The sequence below is a fragment of the Staphylococcus rostri genome (assembly GCF_002902145.1).
GTDB classification, from domain to species: Bacteria; Bacillota; Bacilli; order Staphylococcales; family Staphylococcaceae; genus Staphylococcus; species Staphylococcus rostri.
Genome location: NZ_PPRF01000072.1, coordinates 1 through 24,701, shown reverse-complemented (window position 1 = coordinate 24,701; position 24,701 = coordinate 1). Strand labels below are relative to the sequence as shown.

The following is a 24,701-nucleotide window of genomic DNA, read 5'->3' as shown; positions in this document are numbered from 1 at the left end:
AGAATGCTTATATATATAAAATTTTGACAATTAAAGCAATGCGTTTTAAAATAAGGTTATTGATTAACTAATATTATTAAGAAAGATAACTAAAAATTATCATAACATTAATAATACCTTATCAAGAAGTCATAAAACATAAGAAGTGATGGTGTGAAGCAGGTTGCCTTAATCACTTCAAATCACTCATCAAATAGGGGGCAGATACAATGAAACGTATCAACAAGATTTTAGTCGCTAACCGTGGCGAAATTGCGATTCGTATTTTTCGAGCGGCGACAGAGTTAGGCATTTCAACGGTCGCAATTTATTCTAAAGAGGATATGCGTGCATTACATCGCTACAAAGCGGATGAAGCATACTTACTCGGCGAAGATTTAGGACCTGCCGAATCATATTTGAACATTGAACGTATTATTCAAATTGCAAAAGAGGCAGGCGCCGATGCGATTCATCCGGGGTATGGCTTTTTAAGTGAAAATATGCAATTTGCGAAACGCTGTGCAGAAGAAGGCATCATTTTTGTCGGACCTGAACTCGAGCATCTTGATATGTTTGGTGATAAGGTAAAAGCACGTGCCACAGCAATTCGCGCAAACTTACCGGTGATTCCAGGTACGGATGGGCCAGTGGCTGATTTGACAGAAGCAGAAGCCTTCGCGGACACAGCAGGTTATCCATTAATGATTAAGGCAACAAGTGGCGGCGGCGGTAAAGGGATGCGTATCGTGCGTGAAGCGTCTGAGCTAGCAGAAGCCTTTACACGTGCCAAGTCTGAAGCGGAAAAATCATTTGGTAGCAGTGAAGTCTACATAGAAAAATTCATTGATGAACCAAAGCATATTGAAGTACAGGTGATTGGCGATACAGCAGGAAACATTATTCATCTGTATGAACGTGATTGTTCAGTCCAACGACGCCATCAAAAAGTCGTTGAAGTTGCACCATCAGTGAGTTTATCTAAAGCGATGCGTGAAGAGATTTGTCGTGCAGCTGTAGACCTTATGCAACAAATTAAATATGTGAATGCCGGAACAGTGGAATTTCTTGTATCTGGAGATGACTACTATTTCATTGAAGTCAACCCACGTATCCAAGTAGAACATACGATTACTGAAATGATTACAGGCGTAGATATTGTTAAAACGCAATTATTAATCGCAGACGGGGAATCACTACATGGCGACTTAATTGCCTTACCACAGCAAGCAGATATTCAAACGATGGGTTATGCGATTCAATGTCGTATTACAACAGAAGATCCAACACAAGACTTTATGCCGGATACAGGCCGTATTGTAGCCTACCGTTCAAGTGGTGGTTTTGGTGTACGTCTTGATGCAGGGGATGCATTCCAAGGTGCTGAAATTTCGCCTTATTACGATTCACTTTTAGTTAAAATTTCAACACATGCCATTAACTACAAAGAAGCACGTGAAAAAATGGCACGTTCACTGCAAGAAATGCGTATTCGTGGCGTCAAAACGAATATTCCATTCTTATACAATGTGATTCAACACGATCAATTTGCATCAGGCGATTACACGACGAAGTTTTTAGAACAAGCACCTGAATTATTTGTCATTCAACCATCACGAGACCGTGGTACGAAAACACTCGAATATATCGGTAACGTAACAATAAACGGCTTCCCAAGTGTTGAAAAACGCACGAAGCCACATTTTGAACCTGCAGCTATTCCAACTGTTAAACAAAGTGATATTGCGCAGTTAAGTGGTACGAAACAAATGTTAGACGCGCAAGGTCCAGAGGCTGTAGCGAAGTGGGTGAAAGCGCAAGATGAAGTGCTGATTACGGATACAACATTCCGAGATGCACACCAATCATTATTAGCGACACGTGTGCGTACGCATGATTTATTACAAATTGCCCCTGAAACGGCACGTGTCATGCAAGATAACTTCTCACTCGAATTATGGGGTGGGGCGACGTTTGATGTGGCGTACAACTTCTTGAAAGAAAACCCTTGGGATCGTTTGAAATTATTAAGAAAAGCCATTCCGAATGTGCTATTCCAAATGCTATTGCGTGCGTCGAATGCAGTCGGTTACAAAAACTATCCTGACAACGTTATTCAGAAGTTTGTTAAAGAAAGTGCTGAAGCGGGTGTCGATGTGTTTAGAATATTCGACTCACTCAACTGGGTAGAACAAATGAAAGTTGCCAACGAAGCAGTTCAACGTGCAGGCAAAATTTCGGAAGGGACAATCTGTTATACGGGTGACATCTTAGATACGACGCGTTCAAATGTGTATACGTTAGATTACTATGTCAACTTAGCTAAAACCCTTGAGCGTGAAGGCTTCCATATGCTAGCGATTAAAGATATGGCAGGCTTATTAAAACCGCGTGCAGCTTATGAATTAATCGGCGAATTGAAAGCAGCCGTGGATTTACCAATTCATCTGCATACGCATGATACGAGTGGTAATGGTATTTTGACATACAACCAAGCAATCAATGCCGGCGTCGACGTTATTGATACAGCCGTTGCAGCAATGTCAGGCTTAACGAGTCAACCAAGCAGTAACTCACTGTACTATGCGATGAGCGGATTCTCACGTGACATTCGTATGGATATTGATGGACACGAACGTTTATCTCACTATTGGGATGCGATTCGTCCATATTACAGTGACTTTGAAAGTGATATGAAGTCACCACATACAGAAATTTACCAACATGAGATGCCGGGCGGCCAATATTCAAACTTACGTCAACAAGCAAAAAGTCTAGGCTTGGGTGAACGTTTTGGAGAAGTCAAAGATATGTATCGTCGCGTTAACTTATTGTTCGGTGATATTGTAAAAGTAACACCATCTTCTAAAGTTGTAGGCGACATGGCACTTTACATGGTTCAAAACGACTTGGATGAACAACAAGTTCTATCAGAAGGGCATAAGCTCGACTTCCCAGACTCAGTTGTATCGTTCTTTAAAGGCGAAATTGGACAACCAGTTAATGGCTTTAATAAAGAACTACAAGCGGTCATTCTTAAAGGTCAAACAGCATTGACAGAACGTCCAGGTGAATATCTAGAACCTGTTGACTTTGACGCATTAAAAGCAGAATTACAAGAGAAGCAACAACGCGAAGTCACAGAACAAGACGTTATCAGTTATGCGCTATATCCTAAAGTGTATGAACAATACATGCAAACGTTCGAAAGCTTTGGTGATGTATCACTATTAGATACGCCAACCTTCTTCTTTGGTATGCGCGATAACGAAACGATTAAGATTGAGATTGATAAAGGGAAAGTCCTTGTCATTACGTTACAAACGATTACGCAACCTGATAAAAACGGTATGCGTACGGTATTCTTTGAAATGAACGGACAAGCACGTCGTATTCAAGTTAAAGATGAAAATATTCAAGCGACACATATGGCTAAGCCAAAAGCGGACAAAGGGAACCCAAGTCATATTGGGGCACAAATGCCAGGAACAGTCATTGATGTGAAGGTAGCGGAGAATGAGACGGTTGAAGCGGGACAATCCTTGATTATCACAGAAGCGATGAAAATGGAAACAACGGTTCAAGCCCCATTTAAAGGCACAGTTAAAGCCATTCATGTACAGAATAATGATGGTATTGAAACAGGGGACTTATTAATTGAAATAGAACGTGAAGACGCATAAAAAAACGCTTGTCATCGATTGGGATGACAAGCGTTTTTTCAATTATTGTTCGCCACGATTTGAACGTAAAATCAATAAAATGAAGTAACTGATCAAACCGAAAAGTATTGTGATAAACAATGCGTGTAGTAACGCGATAATCAAGTTCACTTCAGTAATGATTGATAAAGCACCTGTAGTGACTTGTAAAATGATCAAAATGAAACTTGCTGTATAACCGTAATGAATTGTTCGGATATTTGGGTAATGTTTTACCGCATGAATATATGTCACCATGATAATAATAAATGCGAGTGTTGCCATAATACGGTGTGCTAATTGAACCCAGTCGTGTACGCCATGTGGTACTAAATCGCCAAATGGCAACGGCCAAGCACCATAAGCTAGACTTGATTCTGTGTGTCGTACAAGTGCACCTGTATAAATTGTTACATATACAATACCAGTCATAATCCATGTATAGATTTGTAATGGCTTTTCGATATGTACGATGTTCGCTTCATATTTCTGATCAAGGTCAAAAATAATGAGTGTAAGAACGAATACAGAGGCAAAGCTAATCAATGATATACCAAAGTGTAACGCTAAGACATAATCATTTTGTTGCCACATAACTGCAGCAGCACCTACTAAAGCTTGAATTAATAAAAATCCGACGCTAATTTTACAAAGTGGCTTCACTTCTCGAATGTGACCAATATTTTTCCACGCTGTGATAACAAGCCATGACACAATAATCAGTGATAAGCCAGATACAGCTCTATGACTTAATTCGATAATTGTTTCAATAGGAAGATTTTGAGGCAGTAATGCGCCATGACAGAGTGGCCAGTCAGAACCACAACCATCTTCAGAACCTGTTTTCGTAACAAGCGCGCCACCGAGTTGCACCCAAATCATCATGAGTGTCGCGAGTACAGATAACCACTTAAGGTTGCGCTTTTTAAACAATGCTAAACACCTCGATATGCTATTTAATTTTACGGAGCGATGTAAAACCTGTTGCCAGTAAAAAATGGATTGTCGCTCAGTATATTTTGTTCTTTTACATTATAGCAAAAAGCATTCTACTAATGTGTAACAAATCGCAACGTTTTTTGAATGTCGTTAAAGTGTCACAAAAATTTCAGAATAAAGCTAGTCAATCGTAACAGTTTCATATATCATTGGTATATATGACAAAAAAGGGGGGTAAATCAATGTCGAAATCAGAGGTAGTTCCCGAAACTACTGGACGTATTTCATACAAAGAGCTCAAACAAGTTGTTAAGTTGGGACTCGTGCAAGGAAACTTAATTCCTGCGTTTGCTGGTGCATGGCTTGCGATTGTCATGACACATCATTCATTTTTAGCGTCCATTCCAGAACTTATCGTGATGATGATTGGTTCGACACTTGTCATGGGTGGTTCGTGTGCAATTAACAACTATTATGACCAAGATATTGATGCGTTGATGCCGAGCAAACAAAATCGACCAACAGTTAATGACCGCATTTCTGACCGACATCTCGTTATGCTTAGTCTTGGCATGATGGTATTAGGTGAATTGCTCTTATTTATGATTAACGTCCCAGCTGGCGTCATTGGTTTAGCTGGTATTATTGGGTATGTATCATTCTATTCAATATGGTCTAAACGCCATACGACATGGAACACAGTCGTTGGAAGTTTTCCTGGCGCAGTACCACCACTCATTGGCTGGGTAGCGATAGAAGGTCACTTGAGCGTGATGGCACTTGCATTGTTCGCAGTCGTATTCGCATGGCAACCGATTCATTTCTATGCCTTAGCGATTAAGCGTAGTGATGAATACAGCCTAGCAAATGTACCTATGTTACCATCAGTTAAAGGTTTCAATAGAACACGTATTGGTATGTTTTTATGGTTAATCGTCTTATTACCATTACCATTTGTGATGCATGAACTCGGTACAATATTTATTGTGTTAGCTACTTTACTTAATCTTGGATGGATTGGGTTAGGTTTAACAAGTTTCAAAGCATCAACTGACCAAACGAAATGGGCAACGAAAATGTTTATCTATTCCTTGAATTATCTCGTTGTATTCTTTGCATTGGTCGTTGTAATTTCATTGATTAAAATGATTTAAATGATAATTGAGTGAGGATGAGAATATGAGCTTACCTATTTTACCTACCATTAGCACGACATGCATTGTAATCAGTGCGATTCTCGTAGCAATTGGTTGGCGTCTAATCTGGAAACGTCAAGTTGAGCAACATAAGAAAGTCATGTTATGGGCAGCGATTTTTGCCGTAACGTTCTTTGCAATCTACGCAAGCCGTACGATTTTTATCGGTAATACGGCATTCGGTGGCCCAGATTCTGTACGCATTTATTATACGATTTTCTTGTTTTTCCATATTACACTTGCAACAATCGGTGCTGTATTTGGCTTGATTCAGATTTTCACAGGTCTCAAAGACAAATACAATGTTCACCGTAAAACAGGACCGGTAGCATCAATCATCTGGTTCTTTACAGCAATTACAGGTGTAGCCGTATACGTCTTGTTATACGTACTATATCCTGGTGGCGAAACAACATCACTAATCAAAGCAACATTTGGTTTATAATACGAAATGAACTGACTAACATTTAGACGTGTTGGTCAGTTTTTTATTTAGCTGGCGTATTGATAAATTAGAAAGCAGAAATCGAATTATTAACAACTCGTGCTAGAATATTGTTGTATAATTTGATACGCTAAACTTGAATACAGGATATGCTACGTGAGAAGAAAGAGGCGAGAATATGTTAAAAACAGATCGATTCCAGGCAATCATGTCTTTGTTAGAAAGAAGCGGTACAGTTAAAGTGAGCAAAATCATGGAAAAGTTATCCGTATCTGATATGACAGTTCGTCGTGATTTGGATGAGTTAGAAAAGCAAGGATTGTTGGAACGCGTCCACGGTGGTGCCAGATTAAAAGATTTATATCGTCAAGTTGAACTTTCCCACAATGAAAAACAAATTATGTATAAGGAAGAAAAACAAAAAATTGTAGAAAAAGCAAATCAGCTTATCAATGATGGCGATACAATTTTTCTCGGACCGGGTACGACACTGGAACTTCTTGCAAAAGTGATTAATGGCAATGATTTACGTATTGTGACGAATTGCTTGCCTGTTTTTCAAGAATTAAATAAACATAGTGCGAATAATACGATTTATTTACTTGGTGGCGAATTGCGTGAACCAACACAATGTTTTGTTGGTGAAATTACTAATATTGCACTGAAAGATATGAATTTTCATAAAGCGTTTTTTAGCTGTAATGCCCTCAGTGAGCAAAAGGTGATGACATCAACATTTGAAGAAGGACAGACGCAGAAATTGGCGTTGGATAACTCAGTAGAAAGATATTTATTGATTGATCATTCAAAAGTAGGTAAGAAGGATTTCTCTGTGTTTTATAATTTGCAAAATGTGACAGCTGTGATTACGGATGAAGAAAATCAAAAACACTATGAAAAAATTGAAACGGAAGAAAAATATATTGTATAAAAAACAAGACTCGGACAATTCTGAGCCTTGTTTCTTTATGTTGGCAGTAGCTGACTGGCGTGAAAATATGCTTTTACAAGCTTTTTTCACACAGCCGGAGTGGGACAACGGAATCTTTTTTTGATAAATGAGATTCCTGTCCCACTCCCTAAAACAATAATTATTCGGTTTTAGCGTATTCTGCGTTACGTTTTTTCATTTCATAGGCATACCAGACAAAAATAAGTAGGTACGCAATCAATGCAAGTGCAGTATATAATATGAATGTAACTTGACCTTCAGACATTTGTCCCACAAGATAGCCAAGGAACTTTTCAATAGGACCTTCCATGGTTGTATGAGAAATCATCACAGACTCACTTAAACCTGAAGGGAAGGCACCAACAGATTTAGCTGTTTGCGTAACAAATGGTGCAATCAAAGTACCTGACCATAAGAATAATGGTAATTCAATGGCACCAATAACTATCATGCGAATTAATTTTCCGCGTGTCACTACTAATAAAGCGGGTGTAACACCCATAGCGATAATACCGCCAAGTGGTAAGATTTTGTTTCCTGGTAAAAAGATGGCTTCTAGTAACATAATAGGTGCTAATACATTGGCAGCTGCCCAAATTTCAGCACGGCCAGCAATGAATGGCCAGTCTAATCCGATGTTAATAACACGGCCTTTAAGTCGTTTGTTTGCAAAATCAGTAATCCCTTGTGACAGTGGTTCAACAGCAGCAATAAACCATGAGCCAATTAGAGAGAATAGCTCTAAACACACTGCTGCTGTAAAAGCTAAAGTAAAGATTTTAGTTGGTGATTGACCAGCAAGTAATCCTACAAAAACCCCTAAGTAAATACCAATTGCAAATTTTGAACCCCAAAAGCCAATTTTACTGTTAAGTTTTGCTGCATCAAAATCATATTTATCCAACCATGGGAATACTTTATCGAATATTTTATCAAAAAACATAATGATTGGATTCATCAAATAGTTCATATGTGTTGTTGTCATTGGATTGTTCGCAGGTGCATTCAACAAATCGTTAAACGTAGGTTTCATCAAGTCAGAATTCCAAATTTTCAACACACCAATAAAAATCACTAACAATGTTGCTGTAAATAAGTTGGCACCACAGAAAATTGCAAACAACCCAACGATAGCTAAATGCCAAATGTTAAAGATATCGACATCTAAAGTATTTGTTTTCTTTAATGTTAGCATGACGATATTTAATATGACCATGACTAATAGGAAATAAAGTGTGTAAGGCGACCCCCAAGTAATTGTTGCTAATGGTGCCCAACCTACATCTGTAATGTTTAATGAAATACCTGTTCTTTCAACAAATGCTGTCATTGCCTCTGAAAAAGCTGTTGTTAAAATCCCGATAATTGCACCGATACCTGTCAGTGCAATCCCCAATTTTATCCACCTTCTAATGCGCGTGCAGGTTTAACTTTAAAAAATAATGCGATAAGTGTGAGCACAATTGTCATTAATGGTGCTGCACCTAAATTGATAAGCGGGTTAAATAAGGTATTGGCAATATCAATAATTGTATTCATTTTTTCGCCCCTTTTTTAACGCCAAAAGTTATTGAAAGGTTGAGAATTATTTATTCAATGACTTTATAGCGTCCTCCATATTTTGATAAACAGGCTCTGCCATTGAAGGAATACGGTATAGAATCGCGCCTGCATCAACTACAGGAATTTTTACATCAAATCCTAAATCTGTATTCGCAATCTGTGCAAAAATATCATAGTGTGATAATAATTCTTCGTTGACATCTTTGATCATTACTGCGTCACAAGTAACTTGATACCCACGATTTGCTAATTCTGTTTCCAATGCACTTTTGATTTGATGGCTCGAATTCACGCCAGCCCCACAAGCAGCTAAAATTTTGATCATAATAATTCCTCTCCTTAGTAAAGATAATATGTCATCTGTCTTTTAAACAGAATCTCCCGTATGAAAATGTTGTTCTAAAAATTGATAAATAGCAGATGTGTCTTCTAAATTGAAAAAGGCACTTAATGCATCATTATCGACTGAATTAATAAAATCCATAATCTGAGCTAACATACCAGCCTGTGCTTCACCATTTTCATTTAAAATCATGAACAAAAATGATACAGAAATTGTTGATTCTGGTGAAATCATGTTATGAAACGTTAGCTCACGTTTTAACTTGATTGGAATAATACGTGTTGCTTTAACAAAAGTACTTTCAGTGTGTGGAATCGCAATGTTTGGCAACGCATTAGAAACAGGAGAAAGATCTAAGCCTGTTGGATAATGTGCTTCGCGTTCCAAAAGGTTTGTTAAAAAGTCTTTCGTGACGAGTTTCTTTTCTACTAAATCAGTGTAGACTTCTTCAAAAACTTCCGCCTGTGTCTGTTTGTCGGAAACGTATACGGTATCCTCAAAAAATAAATGATTCAAACAGAACAGCTCCTCCCTGAGTTTAAATATGTTTAATTAGTATATTACACTTTTAGAATAACCGCTTTCAAAATGTGTGTCAACACAAAAACAAAAGTAAACAAACATAATATGTTGATAAATGTTTGTTTATGATTTATTATGTGTGTGTAACAAGGTTAAATGCGTCAAAAAGTGAAACAAAGACACAATTAGAAAAATAGCAAGGCTACGACGTGTTTAATTATTAAAAAATAGGAGGAATGAATCATGCGCGTTGTAATTGGATCGGATCTTGATGGCATGCAGTTAAAAGACGTTATTAAAGAACAGCTCATTGCTAATGGTTATGAGGTGATAGACAAAAGTGAAAGTCCTTCAGAAGATTTTGTTGAATCAACGTTGGCAATCGTCAATGAACTCAAACAAAACGATGAAAGTATGGGTATCGCAATTGATGGTTATGGTGTCGGTAGTTTTATCACTGCCACAAAAATAAAAGGTGTAATTGCGGCAGAGGTTTCGGACGAACGCTCTGCATATATGACACGAGAACACAATAATGCACGTTTGATTACGTTGGGATCAAAAATTGTTGGACAGGAATTAGCACTGAATATTGTTAAGGAATTTTTAGCAGCAGACTATGATGGCGGACGTCACCAAATTCGTGTCGATATGTTAAATAAAATGGCTTAAAAATAGAAAGGATGAGTGAAATGAAGATCGCAATTGGTTGTGACCATATTGTTACCGATACAAAAATGGCAGTATCTGATTTTTTAAAAGCAAAAGGTTATGAAGTGATAGATGTTGGTACATACGATTTTACGCGTACACATTATCCGATATTTGGAAAAAAAGTCGGTGAAGCAGTGACAACTGGTGAAGCAGACTTAGGTGTTTGTCTATGCGGAACGGGCGTTGGTATTAATAATGCGGTGAATAAGGTGCCAGGTATACGAAGTGCATTAGTCCGTGATATGACTTCTGCAATATATGCTAAGGAACAATTGAATGCGAATGTGATAGGGTTCGGTGCGCGTATAACTGGCGAATTTTTAATTTGCGACATTATTGAAGCCTTTATTAAAGCTGAATATCAGGAGACCGAAGAAAATAAAAAATTGATTGCCAAAATTTCACATGTTGAAACAGCAAGTGAAAACCAAGCGGATCCACATTTCTTTGATGAATTTATTGAAAAATGGGACCGCGGTGAGTATCACGACTAAGTGGGTGACAAGATGATTTTGACAATTACAATGAATCCTTCCATTGATATTGCATATTCAATGACAATGTTACAAAGTGACACGGTTAATCGTGTTACAGATGTACAAAAAACTGCGGGCGGAAAAGGTTTGAATGTCACAAGGATTTTGCATCAGCTTGGTTCAAACGTGATAGCAAGTGGCTTAATTGGTGGTGTGCTCGGTGAAGCTATTAAAGACGATTTAACAAAGGCGGGCATTCACCATGACTTTATGCCAATTTGTGGTGAAACGCGTAACTGCATAGCAATACTACACGATGGCGTACAAACTGAAATTTTAGAAAGTGGTCCTGTTATTGAAGAAAGTGAAGCAACAACTTTCTTGTCACATTTAGAAAAATTAGCGGATAAAGCAGATATATTGTCGTTTTCTGGTAGTTTACCAAAAGGATTACCGACAGATTTTTATTGTCAAATGCTAGCGGTTTGTCGAGGAAAGCCTGTGGTGTTGGATTGTGCCGGAGAAGTATTGAAACAAGTGTTACAGCACGATATAAAACCATGCTTAATCAAACCAAATATTACAGAATTATCAGAGTTATTAGGTCGTAAAGTATCTACACAAACAGCAGATTTAAAAGCAGCGTTGTCATCTACATTATTTGAAGGGATTGAATGGCTCGTTGTTTCACTTGGTGCAGAAGGTGCATTTGCCAAACATAATAACACTTTTTATCGTGTAACAATTCCAAAAATTAATGTCGTGAATCCTGTAGGCTCAGGCGATGCTACGGTAGCCGGTATGACCGCTGCATTAGAGCGGGGAGAATCTGACGAAGCTGTATTAAAACAAGGCAATGTGCTAGGAATGTTAAACGCACAGGAGGCAACAACTGGCTACGTGCAAATGGCGAATTATCAAACTTTATATGACCAAATTAAAGTTGAAAAAGTATAAAAGGAGTCGTAGTACGATGAAGAAAAGTGAACAAAAAACAAAATATCTTAAACAATTGTGCAATGATAATGGGATTATAGGTGCTTTGGCAATTGACCAACGTGGTGCGTTAAAGAAAATGATTGCTAAAACAAAAGGAACTGAGGCGACTGATACAGAAATTGTTGAATTTAAAGAAGTTGTATCGTCGGAGTTAACGAAGTATGCATCATCTATTTTATTAGATCCAGAATATGGTTTGCCAGCAGCTGATGTACGAACAGACAATGCAGGTTTACTTTTAGCATATGAAAAAACAGGTTATGACGCATCAACGCCTGGACGTTTACCGGATTTGTTATCAGTTTGGTCTGTTAAACGTCTGAAAGAAGCGGGTGCCGATGCTTGTAAGTTTTTACTTTATTATGATGTGGATGAGCCTAATTCGATAAATGAACAAAAACAAGCATTTGTTGAACGTATCGGTTCAGAATGTGATGCAGAAGATCTACCTTTCTTTTTAGAGTTAGTGTCATATGATGCCAATATTTCTGATGCAACATCGAAAGAATATGCGATTAAAAAACCGCATAAAGTCAATACAATGATGAAAGAATTTTCTGACCCACGATATGGTGTCGATGTCTTGAAAGTGGAAGTACCAGTGAATATGAACTATGTTGAAGGATATGCGACTGAAGAATCTGTTTATACGAAGGAAGAGGCGGCACAGTATTTTAAAGAACAATCTAACGCTACAAATTTACCATTTATCTTCCTAAGTGCTGGTGTGAAGGCATCGTTATTCCAAGAAACATTACGTTTTGCGAAAGAATCAGAATCAACCTTTAATGGTGTGTTGTGTGGTCGAGCAACATGGGCTGAAGGTGTTGAAAAGTATGTGGCTGAAGGTAAAGAAGCTGCAATCACATGGATGAATGAACAAGGGCGTCAAAATATCGAAACATTGAATCGCGTATTGCAAGAGACTGCAACACCAGTTGAATTTTAATAATTGCCACGGCTATAGTCGGCAGAAGTGAAAATATAATTTTTCATTTTTGTCGGCTATTATTATGTGACGATATATTGTTATTTATTACCTATTTTCTAAAAAATGAGCGCGTCCGTTTATTTTTGTCGAGAAAGTACGATACAATAAGATATAAATGGATATTTATGTCAAAGGGAGTGTGCTATGAAACGATTATTGATTAAAATATTAGGCGTCTTATTACTAATCGGCTTTCTAGTATACTTATTCTATGCCCCGCGCCTTGAGTTTGATGTGTTGGAAAACCCAAACAAGCAGGCGGAACGGCAATATGAAAAAGCAAAACAACCTGTACAGTCAACGGAAGCGGAAAGCCCTAAGTTAAAAGAGGGGATTGGTACATTAGTAGGCGAGCCAATGACGCAGGTGACAAAGAAGTACGGTCAGGCAGATCGTGTGTATCATTATCTTGAAGATTATCAAACGTATGTCTTTCATCGACAGTCTGCATATATTTTAGTAACAGCCAAGGATAACGTGGTCAAATCAACGTATGTTACAGGACAACCGAAACGTGAAGAAGTTGGACCATTTACGATAGGCGACGATGCCTCTAATTTGTATGATAACTATTCTTTAATTACAGAGCCTGAGTTTGAAGTGGGAGGCAAACACTATCACTTTGAATTGTCGGATAAAGATGTTAAAACACAAGCATTGATTCAATTTGATAATCTTTTTGCACAAGTATTTATTGACCAGCAAAGCAATAAGATTACCGGTATACGATATCTTGATAAAGAAGCACTGGTAGCAATTCATCCCTATTCGTCTAATGGAGATGAAACACAGGATTTGAAAAAAGAAACACAAGAAGTTATGCAAAATCCAGATCAAAATGCGAACCAAGTATTAACGTTATATGAAGTGACGAATGAGATGCGTCGCTTACATCAACGTGAGCCGTTAGCGATTAATTCAACGCTGGAAAATGTGGCGACAGTACATTTATTCCAATCTGTGGACGGCGCATCCGCAGAATTCACAGAAAACAACTTAGTCGATTTAATCAATCAAACGCCATTAACATATCAATCTATTACGCAAAACGTGGCGTATAACTTTAGTGATATTCCAACGCTTGTAAACAGTTGGATGAATTCTGATACGCACCGTTCGCGCTTGTTAAGTGGCAAATACGATGAAATGGGCGGTAAAATTGATGAAAATTACTTTATATTAATCTTTTTAGAGCGAGGAGATGAGCACGATGATGTTTGATGAAGCATTTGTCAATGTATTAGATGAAACAGACGTCTTAGCAGAAATGATTCAACAGTCAGATGTGTATCAAAATTATCTCGTAGCAAAAAGAAATCTCGATAATGATGAACTGGCACAACGCTATTATCAAGCGTTTATGAAGGGAAAGGCGCAGTATGATGAAGTGATGCGTTTCGGTCGTTATCATCCCGATTATCAAGAAGTGATGTTGGAGACACGCCGTCAGAAACGTGTATACGATACGCATGACACGGTCGTTCAATTCAAGCAATGTGAACACGCATTACAGTTGTTGTTAGATGAAGTGGTGACGATACTTGCCTCAAGTGTATCTGAACATGTAAAGGTCGATGCGGGTACGCCGCTGTTCAACCAATCTGGATGTGGTTGTGGTTCAGGTGGCGGTTGTCAATGTCACGCCTAAAATACAAAAAGGAGCAGTCCAAGTCGGGCGGCTCCTTTTTATTTATTATTTGTTACGATAAAAACTTAAAAACTGCTTACCGACTTTTGGACGGTCAGTGACGAGTGTATGGACACCCATATTGGCTAGGTCTACCATTTGATCAACATTGTTAACCCCATAAAAGCCCGGTGCAATATTTTGTTTGTTCAGCCATGCAACCAATTTACGTTGTGTGAGAACAAGCCCTTTATGAACGGTTGGCATTTGGAAAGTATCCGCTGTGCCACGATATAAAGGTCCGAGACCACTATAACACTTTAAAATGCCCTCTGTTACTTCGGCTTGACTCGCACCGATCGCAATCTCACCATGATGATTGAGTGCATTAAAACGTGCGATTTGTTCTTTATAGAAGCTTGTTACAAGAACACGTGATTCTGCATGGTTACGTTTAATTACTTCATACAGACGTGCTGGTGCAATATGTCCTTCATAGCTATCTGGATGATCTTTAATATCAATATTAACCAATTGATCCGGATAATTTTGTAGCAATGTATCCATCGTCATAATTTTAGCCTTTGGGTGATTCTGATACGGTTTATTACCATTAATATCTGTAAAACGATAACCTGCGTCCAACGCTTGAAGTTCTGATAGCGTGTGATCAGCCACATAACCTGAACCATTTGTCGTGCGATCTACCGTTGCATCATGAAATACAATCACTTGTTCATCTTTAGTCAAGCGAATATCTGTTTCAAAACCAGTCAAGCCCATTGAAGATGAGTAATCAAAAGCGAGCGCTGTTGATTCAGGACGTTCTTGCATCCCACCACGATGACTAAAGACGTACGGTGCATCATGTTGGAAGAATGGTTTGATGTCACGCTTCTGTAGCGCTTTCGTTTTATTCGTCATATAGATGGCACCGCTCATTAAACTCGCGATACCAATAATTGAACCTGTAAGTATACGGCGTGTCTTTGTCATAAAATCGACTCCTTAAAATCTATAGTAAAACGATATTACGGCTTTTCTCAATACTTCAAATCGTGGTACGATAAGAGATAGAGTGCGAGGTGAAAAAATTGGAAATCGTACAACGAGAAAAATTGATTATTTACTTAAAAAATATGAAACACGAGCGACATATTCGCAAATACGGTCATATTGTCTACAGTAACAAACAGTTCAAATACGTGTATATGTATGTCAATGCAGACCGTGTCGATGACGTTGTAGATAAATTAAGCAAGTTGAAATATGTCACGGAAATTAGTGGCTCACCCTATAAATATCTAAAAAAAGTTTATGACAAGGAAAAGCACGAGTTGTCTCATTAACTATTCGAGTGGGGGTATCCAGCGTTGCAGCCTAAGTACACTTTTCAAATAGTTAAAGTATAAGTCTAACTCTGGATAGTCATCAGGTGCATGCACATCAATGCCAACCATTTCGATTTGATACGGTGTGGCAAAAGATTGAATCATTGTATATTTTTTATTGCCGTCTGGATATGGATAGTTCATTGCATCAAGCATCATATAGATGGCTTGGAACTTCCGATTCGGTGTCGGCTGCATAATGATTGCGACGGATGAACGTTGCTTTTGAGACTTTGGCGTGTGAAAGAATACAATGCGATCTATACGTTCGTGATTGTAATCGATTAAAGCTTTAAATTCATATAAGTCTGTTAATCCGTTGCCAAGTACGATAAAAGATTGTTGCATAGTGCTACCTCCTTACCATAAAGTATAGTAAAAATAAAATAAGATTGGAAGTGTCAGAGGATGCGTGTCATCGCAGGCAAGCATAAGAGTAAAGCTTTAGAAACATTAGAAGGGCGTAACACACGTCCTACGATGGATAAAGTAAAAGAAGGTATTTTTAACAGCTTACACCACATTGAAGGACTTGGCTTAGATTTGTTCGCTGGAAGTGGTAGTCTTGGTATCGAAGCCTTATCTCGAGGCATGGATAAAGTAATATTTGTCGATCAAAATATTAAGGCGGTCAAAGTCATTCGTAACAACCTGCAAAAGTTGGATTTAGAAGCGCAATCTGAAGTTTATCGCAACAATGCAGACCGTGCGCTTAAAGCTTTGAGTAAACGTGAAATACAATTCGACATTATTTTCTTGGATCCGCCATATGATAAAGGGCTTATAGATAAAGCGCTCGAACAAATTCATACATTTGATTTATTAAAAAACAATGGTATCATCGTGTGTGAGTTTAGCCATCGTGAAGTCATTAAAACGGCACCTTTTGAAGAAGTGAAACGCTATCACTATGGCCTTACTGATACTTGTATTTTACGAAAAGAGGACAGTCATGGTTAAGACAAAAGCGGTCATCCCTGGGAGTTTTGACCCCATTACAAATGGCCATATCGACATTATTGAAAGAAGTTCAGATCGATTTGATGAATTACACGTCTGTGTACTTAGAAATATGAAAAAAAGTGGGACGTTTACCGTAGAAGAACGCATTGCGATGATTAAAGAATCTGTGGCACATCTACCAAACGTACACGTCCATTCTTTTGGCGGGTTACTCGTTGATTTTTGTGACAAAATAGGTGCGACAACGATTATTCGTGGTTTGCGTGCGGTCAGTGACTTTGAATATGAGTTACGCCTTACGTCAATGAACAAAAAGTTAAACAGTCGCGTCGAAACGCTCTACATGATGAGTTCAACAGAATACTCATTTATTAGTTCAAGTGTCGTGAAAGAAGTTGCACAATACGATGCGGATATTTCAGAATTTGTACCAAAACATGTTGAGAAAGCATTATTGGCAAAGTTTAATCAATCAAATAATGAATAAAAGAACAGTGGAGCGATGGTTGCGGTCATCACTTCACTGTTACTATTTGGACTGAATATAAACAGGCGTATTAAAATCATTTTGCGATTGTTGCGTTAACACATTATAAATGCGAGTGGCTTTAATTTCATTTTGAATAAACGCTGCATTATTTTGATTGACGTTCGTAATCATTTGACGCTCTGGCGCAACTTGTTTTAACCACTTCAAATAGGCTTGTCCTTGGGAGTTCATAGCGAGTACACGTGCTACTTGAATATCGTCTGTAACGTCTTGATACTTAATGTTGAGTAAGACGTTCATCAGCAATCTTTGAATATGTGTATACGTATAGCGCTTCGTTTTTAACTTTTGCATTAAGTCGTCATAGGATGTTGCTGTTTGCATGACTTTAATCAAGCGGTGTTCAAAGCCTTCAGTCATCGTATAGATTTCTCGGAGTGCCGCTGCATCTTGTTGGAATACAGTGAGACGCAGAGAATCAAATAAGCGAGCTTGATCATTGAATGGCTGATCAAACAGAGGCCTATTAGCTTTCGGAACCATTTGTTGCCAAGCTGGATTTCCATCAACCAATGCTTGGCGAATCGCAGAACCACTTGCGAGCGATGTATGATTCATCTGTTGCTCATGGTGATGCGTCTCATGCCTTTGAATCGTGTATGGTGTGATGTTACTGTTTAACGCCTGCAGTTGTTTCAAGTAAGCAATGCCCAAAATATTGTTCGGCTCACGTAATACACTGTCATCCAGATGTTCAGAGACAATACGTGCATACGATTTCCCTTGCTTAATCGCTCGTTGGAAGGACGGTGTATCTTCTAAAGTTAACAATTGAGTGGCAATTTGTTGCAATGCGTCAATGTCACCAGATTCACTCCCGAAACATAACGCATCGGCAGCCAGGTAGTCGGCAAGGCGAACGCCCATTCTTGCAAAGTAATCACTGGCAGAGAGTGCACCAATCAGTGGCAGTTCAACCACTAAATCGACACCAGCAAGGGCCATCCGTGCACGTTGAAATTTATTGAACATCGCAGGCATACCACGCATTACAAAGTTACCGCTCATAATCGCAATCGACACGTCTGCTTGCGTTAATTTTTTGGCAGTTTGAGCATGGTAAAGATGGCCGTTGTGAAAAGGATTATATTCCGTAATCAAGGCGACACTTTTCATTTGCATTCTGTCCTTTCATGTATCATTATGAGTATTGTACCAAAACTTAACATGTTAAGAAAAAATCTTGACAACTTGCCTAGCAAAAGTTAAAATAAATTTTGTGCTTGTTAGAGGTGAAGCCATATGAAATGGTCAATAACACAATTGAGAAAATACCAAGGACAACCTTTTAAATTTGATCAAACCGTTGAATTTGATGATTTGGCGCGTCAGTTAGATATTATCAACTTGTCAGAAGTACATGTTGACGGTGTTCTGAACGTTAAATCAACTGAAGTTGTAGCCGATATGCGCTTGCGTGGTTCATACACGATGCCATGTGCTCGGACACTTGTTCCGGTAGAAGTGCCATTCGATACAACAACAACAGAAGTGTTTGATTTAGATGGTTTGTACGAAGATGAGGACGATGAACATTATCATCTTGTTACAGATGGCATGATTGATTTGCGCAGTGTTGCGGAAGAGATTGTCATGCTTGAAAAACCAATGCGTGTCGTAGCTGAAGATAGCGACGAGATGTTAACTGGTGGCCGAGGTTGGGAAGTTATTGACGAAGATGATTTGGATAATGACCCATCTCAGGATGAATCAAATGTGCAAGTCGATCCGAGGCTTCAAAAATTACAACAATTATACGATGAGAATGATTAACGCACACTAAGCTTTAGTTGCAATGCGTCATAAGGAATCGAATAAAAGGGAGGATTAATCATGGCAGTACCAAAAAGAAGAACTTCTAAAACAAGAAAAAACAAACGTCGTACACACTTCAAATTAGCAGTACCAGGTATGCAAGAATGCCCAAGCTGTGGTGAATTAAAATTAGCTCACCGCGTATGCCCAAGCTGCGGTTCTTACAAAGGCGAAGAAGTCGTTTCTAAATAATAAGAACACTTTTCGATATTTGAATAGCTGTTTTATGTCAAAGACTCAAAGCATACATGCTCGCATGGTGACTTTGGGTCTTTTGCTTTAGGTCTGGGACACAATCAATTTGTGTACTGGGAAATCGATTAACGGTGTCCCAAAAGCAGGATTTTCAACAGAACTGTCACGATTTCGACAAAATAAAAACAATTTTGCTCATCGTTCGGTTCTGCTCAAATCCAAAGCGCTTTTGTCCCAACCTTGTATTGAATACTGAATAAAAGAGGTTAGTTATGGAAGAAATTACATCTATCCAAAATGTAAAGGTTAAAAATTATAATAAGCTCAAAAAGAAAAAAGAACGTGATAAGCAGCACCGTGCGATTATTGAAGGCTTTCATTTAATTGAAGAAGCGGTTGATAGCGGCATTGTTGTCGAACAACTTTTTATGATTGAGCCATCACGCGTGCCGGAAAAGCTACAAACAGCCGCGCAAGAATGTTTTGTGATTAATCAAAAGGTAGCAGAAGCGTTATCAGGAACAGTCACGCCACAAGGGGTTTTTGCGGTAATTCAAAAGGCAACGGTGACATCCGAAAATGCACAACAAGTCCTGATTCTAGATCGCATACAAGATCCTGGAAATCTAGGCACATTAATGCGTACGGCAGATGCAGCAGGTTTGGATTTGGTCGTATTAGCAAAAGGGACTGCGGATGTGTATCAAGAAAAAGTGTTACGTGCGAGTCAAGGTAGTGTCTTTCACATACCAACGATTGAAGTTGACAATGTGGTAGAGTACGTCCAAAACTTTGCAGGTCCTGTTTATGGTACAGCGTTAGAAAATGCGGTATCGTATCATGATGTCCCATCTAAACAAGAGACATTTGCGCTTGTGCTAGGCAATGAAGGACAAGGTATGTCGGATGAATTGTTAAACGCAACAACACAAAATGTCACAATTCCAATCTATGGACGTGCCGAAAGTTTAAATGTTGCGATTGCGGCAGGGATTTTGATGTTTCATTTAAAAGGTTGACCCGTATATTTGAGATGTATATAATAGATTTATTACTAATTAAACATGTGCTGATAAAAAGGCGTAAACTATTATTGGAGCTTGTGCAGGGAAGGATGATTATGACTGAGAGTCGTCCTCGGCTTACATAGTTTTGTTCACCTTTTTGGCTACTTAAAGAGATTTAAGTCGGGTGTTATGATCCGTTATCAACATATCGTCAGAGTGTATGTATTTTTGTGCATAAAACTGGGTGGTACCACGGCAAGGCTTCGTCCCATATTTGAGGGGCGGAGTCTTTTTTGTTTCGTGATACAGTGAACGATATGACGGTTATCATACGCAACATGTGATGAATGGAAATAAGGAGGCATTGTAATGGTGCAAACAGATGAAATGACAACAATCAAACAAGATGCATTAGAAGCCATTGAACAGGCGCAAGATGCACAAGCGTTACAAGCAGTTAAAGTGCAGTACTTAGGTAAAAAAGGGCTTGTGACTGGTTTAATGAAACATATGAAAGACTTACCAAAAGAAGAAAAACCAGCGTATGGTCAACAAGTGAATGAAGTGCGTCAAGCGATTGAAGCAGCAATTGAAACACGTCAAGTGACATTAACAGAAGAAGCGTTAAATGCACAATTGGCACAAGAATCAATCGATGTAACGTTACCAGGTCGTAAAGTAACAAATGGGGCGAAACACCCATTAACAAGAACGATTGAAGAAATTGAAGACTTATTCTTAGGTCTTGGATACGAAATCGTGACAGGGTATGAAGTAGAACAAGACTACTACAACTTTGAAGCATTAAACTTACCGAAGTCACATCCAGCACGTGATATGCAAGACAGCTTCTACATCACGGAAGATATTTTAATGCGTACACATACCTCTCCTGTTCAAGCGAGAACAATGGAACAACGCAATGGTAAAGGTCCAGTGAAAATCATCTGTCCAGGTAAAGTATATCGTCGTGACTCAGATGATGCGACACATAGTCACCAATTCACACAAATTGAAGGACTTGTTGTTGATGAAAATATCAAAATGAGCGACTTAAAAGGAACGCTTGAATTATTAGCGAAGTCACTATTCGGTGCAGATCGCGAAATCCGTTTACGTCCAAGTTACTTCCCATTTACAGAACCATCAGTTGAAGTTGACGTATCATGTTTCAAATGTAAAGGGAAAGGTTGTAACGTCTGCAAACAAACGGGTTGGATCGAAATTTTAGGTGCCGGTATGGTGCATCCTAATGTTTTAGAAATGGCAGGTTTCGATTCTAAGAAATATTCAGGTTTTGCATTCGGTATGGGACCTGACCGTATCGCTATGTTGAAATACGGTATTGAAGATATTCGTCATTTCTATACAAACGACATTAGATTCTTAAATCAATTTAAAGGTGTAGAAGATCGAGGTGAAACAACATGTTAATTTCTAAAGAATGGTTACAAGATTATGTTGCTATTGATGCGCCAATCGATGCGCTCGCAGAAAAAATTACGCGTACTGGGATTGAAGTGGATGAGGTTATTGATTTAACTGAAGGCATTAAAAACCTAGTGGTCGGTTATGTTGAAAGCATTGAGAAACATCCCGATGCAGATAAATTAAATATTTGTCAAGTAAACATTGGTGAAGAAGCGCCTGTACAAATTGTGTGTGGTGCACCAAACGTAGGTCAAGGACAAACAGTCATCGTTGCCAAAGTAGGTGGTCGTTTGCCAGGTGGTATTAAAATCAAGCGCGCCAAATTACGTGGTCAAGTTTCAGAAGGTATGATTTGTTCGCTACAAGAAATCGGCTTATCAAGTAACGTGGTACCAAAAGCCTATGAAGCGGGTATTTATAACTTTGCGACTGCTGTAGAACCAGGTACAAATGCATTACAAGCGTTATATTTAGAAGATCAATTAATGTCATTTGACTTAACGCCAAACCGTGCAGATGCATTAAGTATGATTGGTACAGCATATGAAGTAGGTGCTTTATACAACTTACCAGTCCAACGTCCAACAGCAACACCAACGGAACAAGCGGCACAAGCAAGTGATGTGTTGAAAGTGACAGTTGAAAATGAAGATAAAGTGCCTTATTACAGTGCACGTGTCGTTCAAAACGTTAAAATTGCACCATCACCAGAATGGATGCAAGCACGATTAATGAAAGCTGGCATTCGCCCAATTAATAACGTGGTAGATATTTCAAACTACATCTTATTAGAATATGGTCAACCGTTGCATATGTTTGACCAAGACCAAATCGGTTCAAAAGAAATTCATGTACGACAAGCACAAGCAGATGAAAAAATGACGACACTTGATGATCAAGAACGTACGTTATTAGCATCTGACATCGTGATTACAAATGGCGAAGCTCCAATCGCATTAGCCGGTGTAATGGGCGGAGACTTTTCAGAAGTAACAGAGCGCACACAAAACGTTGTGATTGAAGGGGCGATCTTTGATTCAGCATCAATTCGCCACACTTCACGTCGTTTGAACTTGCGTAGTGAAGCGTCAAGTCGTTTTGAAAAAGGCATTGCGACAGAATTTGTAGACGAAGCAGTAGACCGCGCATGTTATTTATTAGAAGCACTTGCCTCTGGTGAAACACTTGCAGGACGTGTCGCAAGCGGTGACTTAGGTCAATTCGTTACAGAAATTGATATTACAGTAGATCGTATCAACCGTACAATTGGTTTTGACCTATCACAAGCAGACATCGTAGCTATTTTTGAACAGTTAGGCTTTGAAACACGCGAAAACGGTACGACATTAACTGTATGTGTACCTTCACGTCGTCGTGACATTACAATTGAGGCAGATTTAATTGAAGAAGTGGCGCGTATTTATGGTTATGACAACATTCCATCATCATTACCAGTATTTGAAGAAGTGACAAGTGGTGCATTGACAGATCGTCAAAGTAAAACACGTATCGTGCGTTCAACATTAGAAGGTGCAGGTTTATCACAAGCTATCACGTATTCACTTGTTGATAAAGCACGTGCAACAGCATTTACAACAGAACAACGTGACACAATCTCATTATTAATGCCAATGAGTGAAAGCTATGCGACATTACGCCAAAGCTTAATCCCATATTTAATTGACGCAACACAATACAATGTGGCACGTAAAAATAATGATATTGCGTTATACGAAATTGGTAATGTATTCTTTGGTAAAGCAGATAGCGCAATGCCAGATGAAGTCGAATATTTAAGTGGTATTATGACAGGCGAATACGTAGCAAATGCTTGGCAAGGTAAGAAAGAAGACGTTGATTTCTATCTTGTAAAAGGTATTGTAGACCGTGTCGCTGATAAATTAGCATTGACGTTTGATTATGAAGCAGGCACTGTTGATGGTTTACATCCTGGTCGTACGGCTCATGTCCTATTGAATGGTGAATGCATTGGTTTCATTGGGGAACTACATCCAAGCGTTGCGAAAGAATATGACTTAGGTCGCACATACGTCTTTGAATTAAACTATGACAACTTAATGCAACAAGCCGTTGGTTACATCAACTACCAACCAATTCCACGTTTCCCTGGTGTCACACGTGATATTGCACTCGTAGTAGATTCAGAAGTACAAGCAGCAACGTTAGTCGGAACAATTCACGAGCATGGTGGTAAACTTCTACAAGATGCAACTGTATTTGACGTGTATGAAGGCGAACATATGGAACCAGGCAAAAAATCAGTAGCCATCCGCCTTGCATATTTAGACACAGAACAAACATTAACAGAAGAACAAGTTACAGAAGTACACAACAACATCTTATCAGCACTTGAAGCACAAGGTGCAACATTACGTGGGTAGGATAGTATAATATATGAAAGCCCGTTCGATAAACGCTTGGTTAGGCGATTGTTGAACGGGCATTTTTAATATTGAATAGGGAGCATAAGTGTGTTATATTATAAAAAAAGAGAGACATGTTGGCGCATGTCCCTCAAAGCCCGTTAAACAGACGGTGACTTTCATTTAGACTATATTAAACCATCTAAATTACTTGTCAAAGTATGTGTTAGATGGTTATTTTTTATGACTGTTTAGCGACATTACTACTAGACCAATGACCGTTAGTACAATCATTAGCATTTCGTAATCCGTCATGCTGCAGTTCCTTTCTGGGTGTTACAACTATAATCATAATAGGCATCACCCCTTTAATTGAGATTAGCCACCATCTATCCAACTTGCTCGCTTACTATTCTATCATAATTATGTTTAGTTTGTGATTATGTTTCCTACGTTCTAATAAAGAAAAATATCTACATGATTTGGAGTCGATTGTTCTAATAAGAAGAAATGAAGTG

Annotated in this window: 26 protein-coding genes; 18 read left to right on the top strand and 8 right to left on the bottom strand. The window is 38.6% G+C overall.

The window, feature by feature from the left end; genetic code table 11:
• Window positions 1-209: 209 nt before the first annotated feature.
• On the top strand, window positions 210-3,662 hold the full coding sequence (locus CD122_RS09590; RefSeq protein WP_103358755.1) for a pyruvate carboxylase: 3,453 nt from the start codon (window positions 210-212) through the stop codon (window positions 3,660-3,662).
• Window positions 3,663-3,704: 42 nt separating this feature from the next.
• Here CD122_RS09590 and CD122_RS09585 read toward each other — a convergent pair whose 3' ends face one another.
• Window positions 3,705-4,613, bottom strand: coding sequence for a COX15/CtaA family protein (locus CD122_RS09585; RefSeq protein ID WP_103358754.1), 909 nt, complete (start codon window positions 4,611-4,613; stop codon window positions 3,705-3,707).
• Between the two features lie 248 nt (window positions 4,614-4,861).
• On the opposite strand from CD122_RS09585, the gene cyoE reads away from it, so the two are divergent.
• From cyoE to CD122_RS09570, 3 genes are all read left to right on the top strand, one after another.
• Window positions 4,862-5,773, top strand: a complete 912-nt coding sequence (gene cyoE / locus CD122_RS09580) for a heme o synthase (RefSeq protein ID WP_103358753.1) — start codon at window positions 4,862-4,864, stop codon at window positions 5,771-5,773.
• Between the two features lie 25 nt (window positions 5,774-5,798).
• Window positions 5,799-6,260 (top strand): DUF420 domain-containing protein, encoded by a 462-nt coding sequence (locus tag CD122_RS09575; protein WP_103358752.1) that lies wholly within the window; start codon window positions 5,799-5,801, stop codon window positions 6,258-6,260.
• A 178-nt stretch (window positions 6,261-6,438) separates the two neighbouring features.
• Window positions 6,439-7,191: a DeoR/GlpR family DNA-binding transcription regulator gene (locus tag CD122_RS09570; protein ID WP_103358751.1), complete on the top strand. Its 753-nt coding sequence runs from the start codon at window positions 6,439-6,441 to the stop codon at window positions 7,189-7,191.
• Between the two features lie 160 nt (window positions 7,192-7,351).
• On the opposite strand, the gene CD122_RS09565 is transcribed toward CD122_RS09570, so the two are convergent.
• Genes CD122_RS09565 through CD122_RS09555 form a run of 4 tightly spaced genes read right to left on the bottom strand, consistent with a single transcriptional unit; the run spans window position 7,352 to window position 9,634 of the window.
• Complete coding sequence (locus CD122_RS09565) at window positions 7,352-8,608, bottom strand: PTS transporter subunit IIC (RefSeq protein ID WP_240624155.1); 1,257 nt, start codon at window positions 8,606-8,608, stop codon at window positions 7,352-7,354.
• A gap of 2 nt (window positions 8,609-8,610) precedes the next feature.
• Complete coding sequence (locus CD122_RS12355; protein WP_240624154.1) at window positions 8,611-8,751, bottom strand: hypothetical protein; 141 nt, start codon at window positions 8,749-8,751, stop codon at window positions 8,611-8,613.
• A gap of 46 nt (window positions 8,752-8,797) precedes the next feature.
• Window positions 8,798-9,100 carry a PTS sugar transporter subunit IIB gene (locus CD122_RS09560; RefSeq protein WP_103358750.1) on the bottom strand — a complete coding sequence of 101 codons (303 nt, stop codon included), beginning with the start codon at window positions 9,098-9,100 and terminating at the stop codon, window positions 8,798-8,800.
• Window positions 9,101-9,142: 42 nt separating this feature from the next.
• Window positions 9,143-9,634, bottom strand: a complete 492-nt coding sequence (locus CD122_RS09555; protein WP_103358749.1) for a PTS sugar transporter subunit IIA — start codon at window positions 9,632-9,634, stop codon at window positions 9,143-9,145.
• A gap of 249 nt (window positions 9,635-9,883) precedes the next feature.
• On the opposite strand from CD122_RS09555, the gene lacA reads away from it, so the two are divergent.
• From lacA to CD122_RS09525, 6 genes are all read left to right on the top strand, one after another.
• Window positions 9,884-10,312, top strand: coding sequence for a galactose-6-phosphate isomerase subunit LacA (gene lacA / locus CD122_RS09550; protein ID WP_103358748.1), 429 nt, complete (start codon window positions 9,884-9,886; stop codon window positions 10,310-10,312).
• Window positions 10,313-10,332: 20 nt separating this feature from the next.
• The gene (lacB, locus tag CD122_RS09545; RefSeq protein WP_103358747.1) at window positions 10,333-10,848 is read left to right on the top strand and encodes a galactose-6-phosphate isomerase subunit LacB; all 516 of its coding nucleotides are present in this window, start codon (window positions 10,333-10,335) and stop codon (window positions 10,846-10,848) included.
• 12 nt (window positions 10,849-10,860) lie between these two features.
• Window positions 10,861-11,787 (top strand): tagatose-6-phosphate kinase, encoded by a 927-nt coding sequence (gene lacC / locus CD122_RS09540; protein WP_103358746.1) that lies wholly within the window; start codon window positions 10,861-10,863, stop codon window positions 11,785-11,787.
• Between the two features lie 16 nt (window positions 11,788-11,803).
• Window positions 11,804-12,778 carry a tagatose-bisphosphate aldolase gene (lacD, locus tag CD122_RS09535; RefSeq protein WP_103358745.1) on the top strand — a complete coding sequence of 325 codons (975 nt, stop codon included), beginning with the start codon at window positions 11,804-11,806 and terminating at the stop codon, window positions 12,776-12,778.
• A gap of 186 nt (window positions 12,779-12,964) precedes the next feature.
• Window positions 12,965-14,041, top strand: coding sequence for a CAP domain-containing protein (locus CD122_RS09530; protein WP_103358744.1), 1,077 nt, complete (start codon window positions 12,965-12,967; stop codon window positions 14,039-14,041).
• Window positions 14,034-14,468: a YlbF/YmcA family competence regulator gene (locus tag CD122_RS09525; protein WP_103358757.1), complete on the top strand. Its 435-nt coding sequence runs from the start codon at window positions 14,034-14,036 to the stop codon at window positions 14,466-14,468. The genes CD122_RS09530 and CD122_RS09525 overlap by 8 nt, the downstream gene beginning before the upstream one ends.
• A gap of 45 nt (window positions 14,469-14,513) precedes the next feature.
• Here CD122_RS09525 and CD122_RS09520 read toward each other — a convergent pair whose 3' ends face one another.
• Window positions 14,514-15,443 carry a glycerophosphodiester phosphodiesterase family protein gene (locus CD122_RS09520; protein ID WP_103358743.1) on the bottom strand — a complete coding sequence of 310 codons (930 nt, stop codon included), beginning with the start codon at window positions 15,441-15,443 and terminating at the stop codon, window positions 14,514-14,516.
• A gap of 98 nt (window positions 15,444-15,541) precedes the next feature.
• Between CD122_RS09520 and CD122_RS09515 the strand changes: the two genes are divergently transcribed.
• On the top strand, window positions 15,542-15,796 hold the full coding sequence (locus tag CD122_RS09515) for a DUF2129 domain-containing protein (protein ID WP_103358756.1): 255 nt from the start codon (window positions 15,542-15,544) through the stop codon (window positions 15,794-15,796).
• Here the strand turns inward: CD122_RS09515 and CD122_RS09510 are convergent, their stop codons facing one another.
• Entirely contained in the window at window positions 15,797-16,186 is a 390-nt protein-coding gene (locus CD122_RS09510) for a DUF7147 family protein (RefSeq protein WP_103358742.1), read from the bottom strand.
• A 60-nt stretch (window positions 16,187-16,246) separates the two neighbouring features.
• On the opposite strand from CD122_RS09510, the gene rsmD reads away from it, so the two are divergent.
• A complete protein-coding gene (gene rsmD / locus CD122_RS09505; RefSeq protein ID WP_103358741.1) occupies window positions 16,247-16,798 on the top strand; it encodes a 16S rRNA (guanine(966)-N(2))-methyltransferase RsmD in 552 nt (183 codons plus the stop codon).
• The gene (gene coaD / locus CD122_RS09500; RefSeq protein WP_103358740.1) at window positions 16,791-17,288 is read left to right on the top strand and encodes a pantetheine-phosphate adenylyltransferase; all 498 of its coding nucleotides are present in this window, start codon (window positions 16,791-16,793) and stop codon (window positions 17,286-17,288) included. The genes rsmD and coaD overlap by 8 nt, the downstream gene beginning before the upstream one ends.
• 42 nt (window positions 17,289-17,330) lie before the next feature.
• Here the strand turns inward: coaD and CD122_RS09495 are convergent, their stop codons facing one another.
• Window positions 17,331-18,467: a nucleotidyltransferase gene (locus CD122_RS09495; protein ID WP_103358739.1), complete on the bottom strand. Its 1,137-nt coding sequence runs from the start codon at window positions 18,465-18,467 to the stop codon at window positions 17,331-17,333.
• A gap of 126 nt (window positions 18,468-18,593) precedes the next feature.
• Here CD122_RS09495 and CD122_RS09490 point away from each other — a divergent pair, with 126 nt between their 5' ends.
• From CD122_RS09490 to pheT, 5 genes are all read left to right on the top strand, one after another.
• Window positions 18,594-19,124 carry a YceD family protein gene (locus CD122_RS09490; RefSeq protein WP_103358738.1) on the top strand — a complete coding sequence of 177 codons (531 nt, stop codon included), beginning with the start codon at window positions 18,594-18,596 and terminating at the stop codon, window positions 19,122-19,124.
• Window positions 19,125-19,184: 60 nt separating this feature from the next.
• The gene (rpmF, locus tag CD122_RS09480) at window positions 19,185-19,358 is read left to right on the top strand and encodes a 50S ribosomal protein L32 (RefSeq protein WP_044359826.1); all 174 of its coding nucleotides are present in this window, start codon (window positions 19,185-19,187) and stop codon (window positions 19,356-19,358) included.
• A 275-nt stretch (window positions 19,359-19,633) separates the two neighbouring features.
• Window positions 19,634-20,380, top strand: coding sequence for a TrmH family RNA methyltransferase (locus tag CD122_RS09475; RefSeq protein WP_103358737.1), 747 nt, complete (start codon window positions 19,634-19,636; stop codon window positions 20,378-20,380).
• 357 nt (window positions 20,381-20,737) lie between these two features.
• Window positions 20,738-21,802: a phenylalanine--tRNA ligase subunit alpha gene (gene pheS / locus CD122_RS09470; RefSeq protein ID WP_103358736.1), complete on the top strand. Its 1,065-nt coding sequence runs from the start codon at window positions 20,738-20,740 to the stop codon at window positions 21,800-21,802.
• Window positions 21,796-24,201, top strand: coding sequence for a phenylalanine--tRNA ligase subunit beta (gene pheT / locus CD122_RS09465; RefSeq protein WP_103358735.1), 2,406 nt, complete (start codon window positions 21,796-21,798; stop codon window positions 24,199-24,201). The genes pheS and pheT overlap by 7 nt, the downstream gene beginning before the upstream one ends.
• Window positions 24,202-24,701 lie beyond the last annotated feature (500 nt).

Coding starts and splice junctions, on each gene's coding strand:
- pheS (WP_103358736.1), top strand. CDS start 20,738: ATGGTGCAAACAGATGAAATGACAACAATCAAACAAGATGCATTAGAA.
- rsmD (WP_103358741.1), top strand. CDS start 16,247: ATGCGTGTCATCGCAGGCAAGCATAAGAGTAAAGCTTTAGAAACATTA.
- CD122_RS09575 (WP_103358752.1), top strand. CDS start 5,799: ATGAGCTTACCTATTTTACCTACCATTAGCACGACATGCATTGTAATC.
- CD122_RS09525 (WP_103358757.1), top strand. CDS start 14,034: ATGTTTGATGAAGCATTTGTCAATGTATTAGATGAAACAGACGTCTTA.
- lacB (WP_103358747.1), top strand. CDS start 10,333: ATGAAGATCGCAATTGGTTGTGACCATATTGTTACCGATACAAAAATG.
- CD122_RS12355 (WP_240624154.1), bottom strand. CDS start 8,751: ATGAATACAATTATTGATATTGCCAATACCTTATTTAACCCGCTTATC.
- cyoE (WP_103358753.1), top strand. CDS start 4,862: ATGTCGAAATCAGAGGTAGTTCCCGAAACTACTGGACGTATTTCATAC.
- CD122_RS09475 (WP_103358737.1), top strand. CDS start 19,634: ATGGAAGAAATTACATCTATCCAAAATGTAAAGGTTAAAAATTATAAT.
- CD122_RS09560 (WP_103358750.1), bottom strand. CDS start 9,100: ATGATCAAAATTTTAGCTGCTTGTGGGGCTGGCGTGAATTCGAGCCAT.
- CD122_RS09570 (WP_103358751.1), top strand. CDS start 6,439: ATGTTAAAAACAGATCGATTCCAGGCAATCATGTCTTTGTTAGAAAGA.
- CD122_RS09510 (WP_103358742.1), bottom strand. CDS start 16,186: ATGCAACAATCTTTTATCGTACTTGGCAACGGATTAACAGACTTATAT.
- pheT (WP_103358735.1), top strand. CDS start 21,796: ATGTTAATTTCTAAAGAATGGTTACAAGATTATGTTGCTATTGATGCG.
- coaD (WP_103358740.1), top strand. CDS start 16,791: ATGGTTAAGACAAAAGCGGTCATCCCTGGGAGTTTTGACCCCATTACA.
- CD122_RS09495 (WP_103358739.1), bottom strand. CDS start 18,467: ATGAAAAGTGTCGCCTTGATTACGGAATATAATCCTTTTCACAACGGC.
- CD122_RS09490 (WP_103358738.1), top strand. CDS start 18,594: ATGAAATGGTCAATAACACAATTGAGAAAATACCAAGGACAACCTTTT.
- CD122_RS09530 (WP_103358744.1), top strand. CDS start 12,965: ATGAAACGATTATTGATTAAAATATTAGGCGTCTTATTACTAATCGGC.
- rpmF (WP_044359826.1), top strand. CDS start 19,185: ATGGCAGTACCAAAAAGAAGAACTTCTAAAACAAGAAAAAACAAACGT.
- lacC (WP_103358746.1), top strand. CDS start 10,861: ATGATTTTGACAATTACAATGAATCCTTCCATTGATATTGCATATTCA.
- CD122_RS09590 (WP_103358755.1), top strand. CDS start 210: ATGAAACGTATCAACAAGATTTTAGTCGCTAACCGTGGCGAAATTGCG.
- lacA (WP_103358748.1), top strand. CDS start 9,884: ATGCGCGTTGTAATTGGATCGGATCTTGATGGCATGCAGTTAAAAGAC.
- lacD (WP_103358745.1), top strand. CDS start 11,804: ATGAAGAAAAGTGAACAAAAAACAAAATATCTTAAACAATTGTGCAAT.
- CD122_RS09520 (WP_103358743.1), bottom strand. CDS start 15,443: ATGACAAAGACACGCCGTATACTTACAGGTTCAATTATTGGTATCGCG.